The sequence below is a fragment of the Streptomyces sp. BoleA5 genome (assembly GCF_000373665.1).
Lineage (GTDB): Bacteria > Actinomycetota > Actinomycetes > Streptomycetales > Streptomycetaceae > Actinacidiphila.
Window position 1 is genome coordinate 88,972 of sequence record NZ_KB892105.1, and the last position, 13,905, is coordinate 102,876.

Annotated in this window: 10 protein-coding genes and 1 pseudogene; 2 read left to right on the forward strand and 9 right to left on the reverse strand. The window is 73.8% G+C overall.

What is annotated here, in order from left to right:
- Nucleotides 1-286: 286 nt before the first annotated feature.
- A pseudogene (locus tag B085_RS50875) lies at nucleotides 287-424 on the reverse strand (ABC transporter ATP-binding protein); the annotation flags it as partial.
- Nucleotides 425-699: 275 nt separating this feature from the next.
- Nucleotides 700-1,641 (reverse strand): ferritin family protein, encoded by a 942-nt coding sequence (locus tag B085_RS43075; protein WP_234018620.1) that lies wholly within the window; start codon nucleotides 1,639-1,641, stop codon nucleotides 700-702.
- A 428-nt stretch (nucleotides 1,642-2,069) separates the two neighbouring features.
- Here B085_RS43075 and B085_RS0120270 point away from each other — a divergent pair, with 428 nt between their 5' ends.
- Entirely contained in the window at nucleotides 2,070-4,391 is a 2,322-nt protein-coding gene (locus B085_RS0120270) for a heavy metal translocating P-type ATPase (protein ID WP_018560409.1), read from the forward strand.
- 215 nt (nucleotides 4,392-4,606) lie between these two features.
- Nucleotides 4,607-6,412, forward strand: coding sequence for an AMP-dependent synthetase/ligase (locus B085_RS0120275; RefSeq protein WP_018560410.1), 1,806 nt, complete (start codon nucleotides 4,607-4,609; stop codon nucleotides 6,410-6,412).
- Here B085_RS0120275 and B085_RS0120280 read toward each other — a convergent pair.
- The 7 genes from B085_RS0120280 to B085_RS51475 form a co-directional block, all read right to left on the reverse strand.
- Nucleotides 6,391-6,930, reverse strand: coding sequence for an NUDIX domain-containing protein (locus B085_RS0120280; protein WP_018560411.1), 540 nt, complete (start codon nucleotides 6,928-6,930; stop codon nucleotides 6,391-6,393). The two genes, B085_RS0120275 and B085_RS0120280, sit on opposite strands and share 22 nt — an antisense overlap.
- A 17-nt stretch (nucleotides 6,931-6,947) precedes the next feature.
- Nucleotides 6,948-8,150, reverse strand: coding sequence for a globin domain-containing protein (locus tag B085_RS0120285; protein ID WP_018560412.1), 1,203 nt, complete (start codon nucleotides 8,148-8,150; stop codon nucleotides 6,948-6,950).
- 89 nt (nucleotides 8,151-8,239) lie between these two features.
- A complete protein-coding gene (locus B085_RS0120290; protein ID WP_018560413.1) occupies nucleotides 8,240-8,689 on the reverse strand; it encodes an RrF2 family transcriptional regulator in 450 nt (149 codons plus the stop codon).
- A 62-nt stretch (nucleotides 8,690-8,751) separates the two neighbouring features.
- Complete coding sequence (locus B085_RS0120295) at nucleotides 8,752-9,345, reverse strand: sarcosine oxidase subunit gamma (protein ID WP_018560414.1); 594 nt, start codon at nucleotides 9,343-9,345, stop codon at nucleotides 8,752-8,754.
- Nucleotides 9,338-12,475, reverse strand: coding sequence for a sarcosine oxidase subunit delta (locus tag B085_RS0120300; RefSeq protein ID WP_018560415.1), 3,138 nt, complete (start codon nucleotides 12,473-12,475; stop codon nucleotides 9,338-9,340). The genes B085_RS0120295 and B085_RS0120300 overlap by 8 nt, the downstream gene beginning before the upstream one ends.
- A 12-nt stretch (nucleotides 12,476-12,487) precedes the next feature.
- Nucleotides 12,488-13,720: a sarcosine oxidase subunit beta family protein gene (locus B085_RS0120305; protein ID WP_018560416.1), complete on the reverse strand. Its 1,233-nt coding sequence runs from the start codon at nucleotides 13,718-13,720 to the stop codon at nucleotides 12,488-12,490.
- Nucleotides 13,717-13,851 carry a hypothetical protein gene (locus tag B085_RS51475; protein WP_018560417.1) on the reverse strand — a complete coding sequence of 45 codons (135 nt, stop codon included), beginning with the start codon at nucleotides 13,849-13,851 and terminating at the stop codon, nucleotides 13,717-13,719. Before B085_RS51475 ends, B085_RS0120305 begins: the two co-directional genes overlap by 4 nt.
- Nucleotides 13,852-13,905 lie beyond the last annotated feature (54 nt).

Below are 13,905 nucleotides of genomic sequence, written 5' to 3' on the forward strand. Positions count from 1 at the left end.
TCGTCACGGTCACCCGGTCACCGGTCACCAGCCGCACGGTCGCGGAGGGGGGCTTCGGCTCGGCGGCGGCCTGCCTCCGGTGGCCACCATCAATCCCGCCGGTATGGCCGCCGTCAGGCGGGTCCAGGTCAGCGGGAAATCACCTTTCGTTGTGGGCCCGCGATCGGATGTGCCGTCGGACGCGGACGCAGCGGCGTCGCCGGTTGAGGATGGCGGCGAAGGTGTGGACGCTGATGCTCGGTCGGGCGCAAGCGGTGCTGTGGCTGTTGTCGGGACCGCGCGTCGCATCCAGGCCCTGCAGGGCTTGGACCTCGACGCACTGGGCAGTGAGGGTGCGGACCAGGCGGTCGCAGGCGATGAGAGCTGCCTGGCCGTAGGCGGGGCGTTCGCGGAGCCGGGTGGCGCGTCGCCGAGCCGGAGCGATACGACCGCGGGCAGCGGTTCACGCCCGTCGTCGGCGGCGAGCGCTCCGGCCGGGGGGCACGCGACGATCAGGGACCCTTGGCGTTTTCGTGGCCACCTACCTGACGGCCCGCTTGACCCGGGCCCGGCTCAACCCGGCTCCGGCAGGGGCCGAAACGGAACCGGGCCGCAGTCCCTGACGGAACGTCTGAACGCCCACTGACGTGCGGAGTGCGGACCGCGGCGACCAACCCGGCCCGGCCCGGAATCGCCTAACTCAGCCGCACTGCGGCACGGTCACCGCAGCGCTTGGCGTGCGGCGACGAAGTCGCGGGCGTGGCCGGCCTCGTCGTCGGCGTCGTTGCGGAACAGGGCGGCTGCTCCGGTGTCGCCGGCGGCCTGTGCCTTCCGCGCGAAGTCCGGGTACATCGTGCGCGATTCGTACTGCTCACCGTTAACGGCCGTGGTGAGGTTGTCGCGCGTGGAGCGGACCAGCCCTGCCAGTGCCGCCTCACCGGTGAAGTGCTCGCGCAGTTCGATGTCTCCTGCGCCGGTGAACAGCCGCGCCAGGGCCTTGTTGCCCCACGCCTGGGCGTGCTTGGCGAACAGGGCGTACTTGGCGTGTGCCAGCGCCTCGCCGTGCATGGCGGTGTCCAGGTTCGCCTTGGTGCGGGCGGCACGGACCTGGGGCATGCCCGCGCGCACGCGCTCCGGATTGACGCCCGGCGGTTTGGGGATGCTGCCCTTGCCCGTCGTCAGCACGCGCAGCGCCGCCTGGAACCGCTGGTGGTGGGCCGCCTCGTCCTTGGCGATCTCCGTGAACAACTCCGCGGCCTTGGTGTCGCCGTCCTCCTTGGCCTGCCGGGCGAAGCCCGGGTACATCACCCGCGACTCGTACGACTCGCCCTCGACCGCGGCGCGGAGATTGGCCGCGTCGCTGCCCACCAGGCCGGTCAGGGTCGCCGCCTCCGTGAAGTGCTCTCCCAGCTCGACAGAGGCCACCCGCTGGAACAGCGTGGCCACGGCGGGCAGCTTCTGGCCTCGCGCCTGCTCGGCGAAGACCGAGTACGAGGCGTTGGCGAACGCCTCGCCCCGCAGGGATTTCTCCAGATCCGCGGAAGTTCCGGCGTGCAGGCCGTGCGGCATACCGCCCGCGGGCGGACGGACGGCGACGGCGGGGGTGCTGAGGCCGACGGCCAGCGCCACTGCTGCCAGGGCGCATATTCGGTGCGGAATCACACTGCCCTCCTCATCTTCGGGAATTGCTGCGGACACCTACGCCATGGCACCAAGGACACCCATGACTGGCCAGGCCGGACCGTCATCCGAGTGAACGGCGGTTACTCGTTGTCACGCTTCGTCTGCTGCTGCATACGCGCGCAGTTGTCCGGGCTGAGGACGCGTGCACCGGACAGTGCCCGCAGCAGCAGCCATCCGACAGCCAGTGGGCGGCCACTGGGCGGCCACTGGGGGCGCCGCGGCCGCCGTACCCTGCGCCGTCCGGACCCTCCGCCTCGTCACCGGCCGGTGACGACGACCAGATGCCACCACCAGCCGTCCGAACCCGGAGCAGAGCCGGACGGCCCCTGTCTCCGGGGCTTGATGCCACGATGGGATGGAGAGACACAGCCCTGACGGTCACCGCGCCGCACAGACCGAGGTGCGCCATGAACCACACCACAGCACGACCACGTCACCTGGCCGCCGCGGTCACCTCCTGGCTCGAACCTGTCCTCCTGGCCGTCACCGCGGCAGCGCTGACGGGTGGCGGCATCGCCTGGCTCGCCGATGCCCGCGGCCTCGCCGACCTGTTCTGGGCTCTGGGCACCGTTGCTGCCGTCGTCCCCGCGATCGGGTGGGTGCTGGCCGCGCTACGGCGTGGACACGCCGGTGTCGACGTGATCGCGGTACTCGCGCTCGGCGGCACCCTGGCTGTGGGCGAATACCTGGCCGGCGCTCTGATCGCGCTCATGCTCGCCACCGGCCGCGCGCTGGAAGCCGCCGCCCAGCGGCGCGCGTCCCACGACCTGCGCGCCCTGCTCGAACACGCCCCGCGCTCGGCACACCGCCGCACCGCCACCGGAGTGGTCACGGTCCCCCTGAGAGAAGTCGCCGCCGGAGACCTGCTTGTCGTCCGCCCCGGGGAGGTCGTGCCCGTCGACGGCCGCGTGGAAAACGCGACCGCCGTCCTCGACGAGGCAGTGCTCACCGGTGAACCCCTCCAGGTCGAGCGAGTCCAGGGCGAAGCGGTGCGCAGCGGCGTGGTCAACGCCGGTGGCGCCTTCGAACTGCGCGCAACCACCACCGAACGCGACAGCACCTACGCCGGAATCGTCCGCATGGCCCAGCAGGCCGGGGCCGAGTCCGCACCGGTCGTACGGCTGGCCGACCGCTACGCGGCCTGGTTCCTGCCCCTGTCCGTCGTCGTGGCGGGGCTGGCCTGGCTGATCAGCGGTTCCGCGGTACGCGCGGTCGCCGTCCTGGTCGTCGCCACCCCGTGCCCCCTGCTGCTGGCCGCCCCGGTCGCCATCGTCTCAGGCCTGTCCCGGGCTTCCCGCCTCGGCGTCGTCATCCGCGACGGCGGCGCACTGGAGAACCTCGGCCACGCCCGCACCCTCCTGCTCGACAAGACCGGCACCCTCACCCGCGGCCGTCCCCGTGTCCTCGACGTCACCGCCGCCCCCGGCCGGAAACCCGCGGAGGTACTACGTCTGGCGGCCTCGGTCGACCAGTACTCGCCCCACGTCCTGGCCCAGGCCATCGTCGACACCGCCCGGCAACGCAAACTGAAGCTGTCCGCTCCGACGGACGTCACCGAAGAACCCGGCAGGGGTGCCACCGGCACCGTGGACGGCCACCGGGTCTCCATCGGCCGCCTCGGCCCCAGAGCCACACGCCCCGCCTGGGCCCGGGCCGCCGACAACCGCGCCCTCCTCGACGGCGCGGCCGTCGCCTGGCTGGCCCTCGACGGACAGCCGGCCGGTGCCATCCTGCTGCGCGACCCCCTGCGTCACGACGCCCCACGCACGCTGCGCCACCTGCGCACGGCAGGCATCGAACGGCTGCTGATGCTCACCGGCGACCGTGCCGCACCCGCCCGTGAAGTAGCCGCCGTCCTCGGCCTCGACGACGTACGCGCTGAACTCAGCCCGACCGACAAGGTCGCCGCCGTCCGCGAAGAGCGCGAGCACGCGGTCACGGTCATGGTCGGCGACGGCGTCAACGACGCCCCCGCCCTCGCCGCTGCCGACGTCGGCGTGGCCATGGGCGCCCGCGGCTCCACCGCCTCCTCCGAAGCCGCCGACATCGTCCTGACCACCGACCGCGTCGACCGCCTCGCCGACGCCGTCAGCATCGCCCAACGTGCCCGCCGTATCGCCGTCCAAAGTGCCCTGGGCGGCATGCTGATGTCCCTGGCCGCAATGGCCGCGGCTGCCGTCGGCCTGCTCCCGCCCGCCGCCGGCGCGCTGCTGCAGGAAGCCATCGACGTCGCCGTCATCCTCAACGCCCTGCGCGCCCTGCGCGTCGACCAGGCCGCACGCCCGGCCCTCTCCCCCGCCGCCGAAGACCTCATCCACCGTTTCGCCGCCGAACACGACGACCTTCAGGACGTCCTCGACGCCGTACGCGACGCCGCCGACCGCCTCTCCGACACCCCGGGCCCCAAGGCGTTCTCGACCGTGGCGGAGATCCACCGGTTGCTCACCGAACGGCTCCTGCCCCACGAATACGCCGAAGAACACCAGCTCTACCCCGCCCTCGCCCCCACCCTCGGCGGCCCGGAAGCCACCGCCACCATGAGCCGCGCCCACACCGAGATCGAACGCCTCTCCCGCCGCATCGCCACCCACCTGCAACTGGCCCACCCTGATGGCAGCCTGGCCCCCGAACAACTCGACGACCTGCGCTCCTGCCTCTACGGCCTCAACACCGTCCTGCGCCTGCACTTCAGCCAGGAAGAAGAGAACTACTTCTCCCTCGCACCCTGAAAGCCGAGACCACCTGCAGCGATCCCTGCCCCCATCCCCCACCACTTCCACCTGCCGGCCCGTGGAGTACTCGGTCATCCCCACGCCCGGAGGCACCCGTTCACGTCAGTCGCTGCCGTTTCCGCCCCACCTCTAGGCAAGTGGCGCAAACGCCGGATATCTTCCCTGCCTGCCGTCTCGCTGCGGCGGGGCACCGGCTCGCGGAAGGGGGCGCCGTGCGCGAGTTCAGCCTTCCGCCCCGGGCGGCGGAGTTGCGGTCGGGGGGACTCGCCGACTCGGTGTACGAGACGGCCGACAGGCGCCCGGAAGCGGCCGTGCTGGCCCGGCGCGACGGGTCCGGGGGCGACCGCTGGCGGGAGGTCGGCGCCGCGGCCTTCCGGGACGAGGTGGCCGAACTGGCCCGGGGCCTGGTGGCGGAGGGCATCCGCTTCGGCGAGCCGGTGGCCGTGATGGCCCGCACCCGGTACGAGTGGACGCTGTTCTCCTACGCACTGTGGTCGGTGGGCGCCCGGATCGTCCCGGTGTACCCGACTTCATCGGCCGAGCAGGTCCGGTGGATCCTGGCCGACTCGGGGGCGGTCGCGATCGTCGTCGAACACGAGGACCACGCCATGACGGTGGGCGCCGTGTGCGACACGCTGCCCGCGCTGCGCCGGATCTGGCAGCTCGACGCGGGGTGCGTACCGTGGCTGGCGGCGCTCGGCCGGCAGGTCCATCCGGTGCTGCTGGACCAGTTGCGCTGGGCGGTCGAGCCGCAGTCGGTGGCGGTGATCGCCTACACCTCGGGCACCACGGGACCGCCCAGGGGCTGTCTGATCACCCACGCCAATCTCGCCGCGGAGTGCGACACCCTGCTGGCCGGGTACGGCTCGATCTTCGCCCCGCCGGGGGTGCGGCCGTCGGTGCTGGCGTTCCTGCCGATGTCGCACATCTACGGGCTGATGGTGACCACCTGCGCGGTGCGCGGGGGCGTGCTGCTCGGCCACCAGCCCGACCTGGCGCCGGGCGAACTCCTCCCGGCGTTCCGCTCCTTCCGGCCGACGGTCCTGCTCGCCGTCCCGTACGTCTACGAGAAGATCATCCAGGGTGCGCGGAACGCCGCCGCCCGCGGCGGCAAGGGCCATGTCTTCGACCGTGCCGCCGATGTGGCGGTGCGCTACGCGGAGGCCGTGGAGCGGCACGCGCTGGGCTCCGGGCCGGGGCCGGGGCCGCTGCTGCGGGCGGCGCACTCGGCGTTCGAGCGGCTGGTCTACGCGCGGATCCGGGAGGTGCTGGGCGGGCGTGTGAACTACACGGTCTCGGGCGGGTCCCCGCTCGGCCGGGAGCTGTCGCTGCTGTTCGCGGGCGCGGGGCTCACCATCCACGACGGGTACGGGCTCACCGAGACCACGGCCGCGGTGACCGCTCAGCCGCTGGGGAAGGTGCGCTTCGGCACGGTGGGCCGTCCGCTGCCGGGCAGCGCGGTGCGGATCGCGCCGGACGGCGAGGTGCTGGTGCGGGGGGCGACGGTCTTCGCGGGCTACCACGCCGACCCGGTCGCGAACAACGAGGTGTGGCGCCGCGGCGGCTGGATGGCGACCGGCGACATGGGCTCGCTCGACCCGGACGGCTACCTGACGATCACCGGGCGCAAGAAGGACATCATCATCACCAGCGGCGGCAAGAGTGTGGCGCCGCTGGTGCTGGAGGAGCGGCTGCGGGCGCATCCGCTGGTCTCGCAGTGCATCGTGGTGGGCGACAACAGGCCCTTCGTCGCGGCGCTGATCACGCTGGACCGGGAGGCGGTCCTGCTGCGGACCGCGATGGCCGAACCCGACGTGCACGCCGAGGTGCAGCGGGCGGTGTCGATGGCCAACGCGGCGGTGTCGCGCGCCGAGTCGATCCGGGCGTTCCGCATCCTGCCGCACGAGTTCTCGGTGGAGAACGGAATGCTGACGCCCTCCCTCAAGCTCCGCAGGAACACCATCGTCACCGAGTACGCGGCGCAGATCGAGTCGATCTACGCCTCTCCGGCCTCCTGACCGTCTCCGGCCGCGCCGCCCCCGTCGAGCAGCAGGCGCAGCCGGTCCAGGAACGTCCGCTGTGCGGAGAGGATCTTCCCCTGCGCGGCCGGGCCGAGCGGGAACCACGCGGCGCGGTCCACCTCGGGGAACTCACGGACCCGGCCGGAGCCCCGGGGCCACTCCATCGAGAAGGTGCCGGGCACCACGAGGCCGGTGTCGAGGTCGCCCTCCAGCGCCCAGACGGTCACGACCTTCCCGCCCGGCTGGCGGTTGTCGCCGAGCGGCAGCAACTCGCCCGCGGGCACCGGCAGGCCCAGTTCCTCCAGGAACTCACGCCGTGCGGCCGTCTCGGCGGTCTCACCGGGCTCGTACTCGCCCTTGGGGATGGTCCACGCGCCGGCGTCCTTGGACGACCAGAACGGGCCGCCCATGTGGGCCAGCAGCACCTCGGGCGCGTCGCCCGAGGTGCCGCGGAAGAGCAGGATCCCCGCGCTGCGCTTGACCGCCCTATCCGCCTTGTCCGCCTTGTCCGTCACCCGACCAGTGTGGCCGGTCAGTCGCGGGCGAGCCACAGGTCGGGGCCGAAGACCTCGTAGTGCACGGCCGAGGCGGGCACACCGCGCTCCAGCAGCTGGGTGCGGACGGCGCGCATGAAGGGCAGCGGGCCGCACAGGTAGGCCCGCAGGCCGTCGGGCAGCTCGACGCCGGACAGGTCGACCCGGCCGGCGCGGTCGCCGGGAGCGGCGCCGGTGCCCGGGTCCTCGTACCAGAAGTGGGTGCTTCCGCCGGGGAGCTTCTCGGCCAGGGCGCGGTGGTCGGCGGCGTGGGCGTGGTGTTCCGGTGTGCGGTCGCCGTGGACGACGGTCACGGGCGCGGCGTAGCCGTCGCCGGCGAGCCGGTGCAGCATGGCGAGCATCGGGGTGCAGCCGATACCGGCCGAGGCGAGCAGCAGGGGTCCGCCGTCGTCGGCGAGGACGATGTCGCCGTAGGGGGCCGACAGCTCGACGCGGGCGCCCTCGCCCACGTGGTCGTGGAGGTGGGCCGAGACCTCTCCGTCCGGGTCGCCGGCGAGACCGCGCTCGCGCTTGACGGTGATCTGCCGGGTGGTGTCGCCGGGGGCTCCGGAGAGGCTGTACTGCCGGATCTGCCGGGCGCCGTCGGGGAGTTCGACGCGCACCGAGACGTACTGGCCGGGGCCGAAGTCGGGCAGCGGCAGGCCGTCCGCGGGGCGGAGCCGGAAGGAGACGACGTCCTCGGCCTCCCGCACCTTCCCGGCGACCTCCCAGGGGCGCCAGGCGTCCCCGGCCAGGACGCCGCGCTCGGCGTACAGCCGCTGCTCGATGGCGATGAGGGCGTTCGCCATCAGCCAGTAGACCTCGTCCCAGGCGGCGGCGACCTCCTCGGTGACGGCGTCGCCCAGCACTTCGGCGATGGCGGCGAAGAGGTGCTTCTGCACGATGTGGTACTGGCCGGGGCTGATGCCGAGGGAGCCGTGTTTGTGGGCGATGCGGGAGAGCATCGCGTCGGGCCGCTGCCCGGGCTGTTCGACCAGCACGGTGGCGAAGTGGGCGATGGCTCCGGCGAGGGCCTCGCGCTGGGTGCCGGCCGCCTGGTTGCCGCGGTTGAACAGGTCCCGCAGCAGCTCGGGGTGGGCGTCGAAGAGCCGGTCGTAGAAGAGCGCGGTGATCTCGGAGATCGCGCCGCCGACGGCGGGCAGGGTGGCGCGGACGGTCGCTGCGGACTTCTCGCTGAGCATGGACGTGCTCCCTAATTTGGTATCTGTAATTCGTATTAAAGGACGTGCGGAGGCCGCCCTCGGTAGGCGGTCGGTGCGGGGTGGCCGGATCAGTCCCGCGGCCCGGGCGGGCCGGAGCCGACCAGCCCCACCAGGACGGGCCCGGTGGGTGCGGCGGTCAGGTCGGCGACCGTCAGCGGGTCCAGGGAGGCGTAGAAGGCCTCCTGCGCCCGGCGCAGCGCGCCGCGCAGCCGGCAGGCACCGGCGAGCGGGCAGGGCGTCTCGCCCTCGCAGTCGACGACGTCGCCGACCCCCTCCAGCTCCCGCACCAGCCGGCCGACCGAGGCTGTCCGTCCGGCGGGGGTGAGTTCGAGGCCGCCGCCGCGGCCGCGGCGGGTCTCGACGACTCCCAGGTGCTGCAGCCGGGCCACGACCTTGGCGAGGTGCGAGTACGGGACCCGCATCGCCTCGGCCACGTCCCGGGCGGTGGACGGCTCGTCCTTGACGGCCAGGGCCATCACCGCGCGGAGCGCGAGGTCGGTGGACTTCGTCAGGCGCATGCCCCGAGGCTAGATAATGCGAATGGCAGATTCAAGTTAAGAGGGGGTGTGTGCGGCCCACGTCACACGTACTCCGTGGCGGCGTCCAGGAGCCAGTCCGCGAGGTAGCCGGCGAAGGAGGAGTGGACCAGCACCCAGAAGCCCGCCCTCGTCTCCTGCCTGGCCACCAGCACCACCTGGGCGCGGGCCAGGGCGGTCCGCGCGCAGGCGCCGGGGCCGAACACCTCCGGGTGCAGGTCGAGCGAGCAGCCGTGCGCCAGCAGGTCGCGGGCGCGGGGTCCGGAGACCAGCAGGATGGTGCGCTGGGCGGAGACGTCGGTGACCGAGACGTGCGCCTCGCCCGCGGCCTTGCGCAGACGGGCCTCCAGGTCCCCCTGGGCGCCGGGCGGCCCCACCACGAGCCACTGGTCGGGACCGAGCCACAGGACGGCCAGGTCACCGGTGCGGACGGAGGTGCACGGCTCCAGGGGAAGCGGCGCGCCCAGGGCGAGCCCGGCGGCCTCGGCGGCCGGGCCGCCCGGGTCCAGGCGCAGGTCGATCTGCGCGAGGAAGGGCAGTTCGGCCAGGCGCAGTGCGCCTCCCGAGGCCCGGGTCACGGCGGTGAGGCGGCGGGCAGCGGCCGACAGCGGACTGAGGCGGGTGTCGGTGTCAGCCATCGCGGCGGGCCCCCTCGGGGTCGTAGAGGACGGGGGAGGCGACGGTCACGGGCACCAGGCGTCCGCCGACGGGCGCGTAGAGCCTCTCCCCCACCCGCTCGCGGCCCCCCTTGACCAGGGCGAGCGCGAAGGTGCGGCCGAGGGCGGCGCTGCGGTAGCTGGAGCTGACGTGGCCGAGCGCCGTGACGGGGGGCCGGGGCGGCAGCGGGTCCGCGACGAGGTGGGTGCCCTCGGGAAGCAGCAGCCCCGGGTCCTCGGGCAGCAGCCCGACCAGGTGCTTGCGATCGGGGCGGGCGGTGTCGGCGCGGGTGTGCGACCGCTTGCCGACGAAGTCGCGCTTCTTCTTCGACACGACCCAGCCCATCCCGAGGTCCTGCGGCGTGACCGTGCCGTCGGTGTCCTGGCCGACGATCGGATAGCCCTTCTCGGCGCGCAGCACGTGCATGGTCTCGGTGCCGTACGGGGTGGCGCCGGCGGCCCGCACCGCCTCCCAGAGGGCGGTCGCCCGCCACGGCAGGACGTTGATCTCGTAGGCCAGCTCCCCGGAGAAGCTGATCCGGCACACCCGGGCCGGCACCCCCGCCACCGTCGCGTCGCGCCAGGCCATGAAGGGGAACTCGGCCCTGCCCACGGCGAGTCCGGGGGCGAGCGCGCCCAGCACCTCGCGGGAGCGCGGGCCCACGAGGGCGACGGTGGCCCACTGCTCGGTCACCGAGGTGCAGTGGACGCGCAGTTGCGGCCACTCGGTCTGCAGCCACTCCTCCATCCAGTCCAGGACGGCCGCGGCGTTGCCCGTGGTCGTCGTGGCCAGGAAGCGGTCCTCCGCGAGGCGGATCACGGTGCCGTCGTCGAAGACCATGCCGTCCTGGCGGCACATGACGCCGTAGCGGATCATGCCCGGGCGCAGGGTGGACATCACATTGGTGTAGAGCCGGTCGAGGAACTCCGCGGCGTCCGGGCCCTGCACGTCGATCTTCCCGAGGGTCGAGGCGTCCATGAAGGCGACGTCCTCACGGGCGGCCCGGCACTCGCGCAGGACGGCGGCCGCCATGTCCTCGCCCGCGCGCGGGTAGTGACGGGGGCGCTTCCACTGGCCCACGTCCTCGAAGACCGCGCCGTCGGCGACGTGAAGGCCGTGCAGCGCCGTCACCCGGACCGGGTCGTGGAGCGCGCCCCGGTCGCGGCCCGCGAGCGCGGCGAAGGACACGGGCGCGTACGGGGGGCGGTACGTCGTGGTGCCGAGCGCGGACACCTCCACGCCGAGCAGCCCCGCGACGACGCCCGAGGCCAGGACGCCCGAGGTCTTGCCCTGGTCGTTCGCCGTGCCGGCGGTGGTGTAGCGCTTGGTGTGCTCGACCGAACGCATCCCGGCCGCCGTGGCGCGCCGCAGGTCGGCCACGGTGACGTCCCGCTGCAGGTCCACGAAGCGCGGGCCGGGGGCGGTCACGGGGACGTCGAAGAGGGTGAGCGGCGGGCGGCCGGGCCCCGGTTCCGGCGGCGGGAGGAGGGGCCGGACCGGCGTGAAGCCCTCGGCGGCGAGCGCCCGTGCGGCGGCGGCCACGCCCTCCGCGGGGGTGGCGGCGAACTCCACGGCCTGGTGCGTCGATCCGGGCACCGGGACGAAGGCGCCGCGGGCCTCGTCGTAGCGCACGGCGCCGCCCGCCTGGCCGAAGAGGTGGCCGACGGGGTTCCAGCCGCCCGAGACCAGCAGCAGGTCGGCCTCGATCCGCCGGTCGCCGAGCAGCACGGCCGTCAGCCGGTCCGTCCCCTCGGTGCCGGTGACGTACACGCCGTCGCGGGCGTCGGCGACCGCCGCGATCTCCACGCCGGCGGCCGCCAGGTCGCGGACGACGGCGCCGGTGCTGTCGTTGGTGGTGAACACCACGGCCCTGCGGCCGGGGACGACGCCGTACCGGCGCACGTAGGCGCGGGCCGCGCCGGCCAGCATGACGCCGGGGCGGTCGTTGTCCGGGAAGGCCAGGGAACGCTCGTGCGCGCCGGTGGCCAGCACGACCCGGCGGGCGCGGACGCGGTGGACGCGTTCGCGGGAGACATGGGCGGGGGCGGCGGCGCCGAGGTGGTGGGTGCGGCGCTCCAGGGCGAGGACGTGGTTGTCGTCGTAGTGGCCGAAAACCGTCGTACGGCGCAGGAGGCGGATCCCGTTCTCCTCGGCGAGGAGGGCCTCGGTCGCGGCGACCCAGTCCAGGTGCCGTCCGCTGCCGAGGAGGCTGCCGCCCGGTTCGGGCTGCTCGTCGGCGAGGATCACCCGCGCGCCGCTGCCGGCGGCCGTGGCGGCGGCCGCCAGCCCGGTGGGGCCCGCGCCGACGACGAGCAGGTCGCAGTGGGCGTGGACGGCGTCGTAGCGGGCCGGGTCGGGACCGGTGGCGAGCCTGCCCTGACCGGGAAGGCCGGTGGCGACGAGTCCGTCGTAGAGCTCCACGGTCGTCGCGGGCATCATCGGTTCCGGGAAGGGGGCCTCGATCTGCACCACGGCGTTGGGCTCCTCGACGCCGGCCGAGAAGACGCCGCGCGGGCGCCCCAGCCTGATGCCGGTACCGGTGGCGATGACGCCGTTGGCGAGCAGCGCGGAGGCGAGGGTGTCACCGCGGTAGCCGGTGTACGCCGTGCCGTCGAAGGTGAACGTCACAGGCGTGGCGCGGTCGATGCGCCCGCCCTCGGCGAGCCGGAAGGGCTGTGCCGGGTCGCGCGCGGGACGAAGGGCGGGGACCGGGGCGGGGGGCCAGGACGGGCCGGGGCGGGGCGCCTCGCCGGCGGAGGCGCCGGCGGAGGCGCCGGCGGGCGCGGGGGTGGACACGCGGGCGGGCGCGGGGGTGGACACGCGGGCGGGCGCGGGGGTGGACACGCGGGCGGGCGCGGGGGCCGAGGCGCCGGTGACGAAGCGGTTCGTCGCGGTGTCGCGCACCGCGTCGAACCAGCGGCGGCAGCCCGCGGCGTGCATCCAGCGCTCGGCGAAGGGACCTTTGGGGTTGTCGCGGAAGAAGAGGTGGCGGGCCCACTCCTCGTCCGTCAGGGCCGCCGGGTCCCGCGGGTAGGCGAGGTGCGCCTGACCGCCGTAGTGGAACTCGGCCTCGTCGCGGGGCCCGCACCAGGGGCAGGGGATGAGCAGCATCGATCGGGCTCCTCAGTGGGCGACCGCGGCCGCGCCGTGCTCGTCGACGAGCGCGCCGGTGGTAAATCGTTCGAGTGAGAAGGGCGCGGCCAGGGCGTGCGGGGTGTCGTGGGCGATGGTGTGCGCGTAGACCTGGCCCACACCGGGCGTGGCCTTGAAACCGCCCGTACCCCAGCCGCAGTTGAGGTAGAGGCCGCTTACCGGGGTGAGTCCGACGATCGGTGACGCGTCCGGGCTGACGTCGACGATGCCGCCCCAGGTGCGCAGCAGGTGGGCGCGGGCGAAGACCGGGAAGAGTTCCAGCGCGGCGGCCATCTGCCGCTCGATGACGTGGAACGCGCCGCGCTGGGTGTAGGAGTTGTAGGCGTCGATCCCCGCGCCCATGACGAGTTCGCCCTTGTGGGCCTGGCTGACGTACACGTGCACCGCGTTGGACATGACGACCGTGGGGTGCACGGGCTCCAGCAGCTCGCTCACCAGCGCCTGCAGCGGGTGGCTCTGCAGGGGCAGGTCGAATCCGGCCATGCGCGCCAGCACCGAGGAGTGGCCGGCGGCGCAGAGTGCCACCTTGCCCGCGGCGATGGGCCCGAGGTTGGTGCGTACGCCGGTGACCCTGCCGTCGCTGACGTCGATGCCGGTCACCTCGCAGTTCTGGACGAGGTCGATCCCGGCGGCGTCGGCCGAGCGGGCCAGGCCCCAGGCGACGTGGTCGTGCTTGGCGATGCCGGCGCGCGGCTGGTGGGTCGCGCCGAGCACCGGGTACCGCACGTCCGGAGAGGTGTCGACGATCGGGCAGACCTCCTTGACCTGCGCGGGGTCGAGCCATTCGGCGTCGACCCCGTTGAGCCGGTTGGCCTCCACCCGGCGGACGCCCTCCCGCACGTCCTGGAGGCTGTGGGCGAGGTTGAGGACTCCGCGCTGGGAGAAGAGGATCGGGTAGTCCAGCTCCTCCTCAAGCCCCTCCCACAGCTTCAGGGCGTGCTCGTAGATTCCGGCGCTCTCGTCCCAGAGGTAGTTGGAGCGGATGATCGTGGTGTTGCGGGCCATGTTGCCGCCCGCGAGCCACCCTTTCTCCAGCACGGCCACGTCGGTGATGCCGTGGTCGCGCGCCAGGTAGTGCGCGGTGGCCAGGCCGTGCCCGCCGGCTCCGACGACCACGACGTCGTAGCCGCGCTTGGGCTCGGGCGTGCGCCAGAGGAAGTCCGGGTGCTCGGGGAGCTCGGCCCCCGGGGTGCGGGGGGTCATCGGGCGACGTCTCCGTCCTGCGGCAGGTGCGGGTAGAGCGGGTGCGCGGCGGCCCGGGCCTCGGTGCGGGCGCGCAGCGCGGCGTGCAGCTCGGGGTCGAGCGCAGACAGGGGGGCGGTGAGCGGGTTCATGCGCGGGGATTCCTCTCAGCGGCGCCGTCGGAGGTCTCGTGCCGTCCGCGCGGT

What these genes read in the sequence shown, in the direction of transcription:
- B085_RS0120295 (WP_018560414.1), bottom strand. Translation starts at nt 9,345, where the DNA reads ATGGCTGACACCGACACCCGCCTCAGTCCGCTGTCGGCCGCTGCCCGC.
- B085_RS0120305 (WP_018560416.1), bottom strand. Translation starts at nt 13,720, where the DNA reads ATGACCCCCCGCACCCCGGGGGCCGAGCTCCCCGAGCACCCGGACTTC.
- B085_RS51475 (WP_018560417.1), bottom strand. Translation starts at nt 13,851, where the DNA reads ATGAACCCGCTCACCGCCCCCCTGTCTGCGCTCGACCCCGAGCTGCAC.
- B085_RS0120285 (WP_018560412.1), bottom strand. Translation starts at nt 8,150, where the DNA reads ATGCTCAGCGAGAAGTCCGCAGCGACCGTCCGCGCCACCCTGCCCGCC.
- B085_RS0120300 (WP_018560415.1), bottom strand. Translation starts at nt 12,475, where the DNA reads ATGCTGCTCATCCCCTGCCCCTGGTGCGGGCCCCGCGACGAGGCCGAG.
- B085_RS0120270 (WP_018560409.1), top strand. Translation starts at nt 2,070, where the DNA reads ATGAACCACACCACAGCACGACCACGTCACCTGGCCGCCGCGGTCACC.
- B085_RS0120290 (WP_018560413.1), bottom strand. Translation starts at nt 8,689, where the DNA reads ATGCGCCTGACGAAGTCCACCGACCTCGCGCTCCGCGCGGTGATGGCC.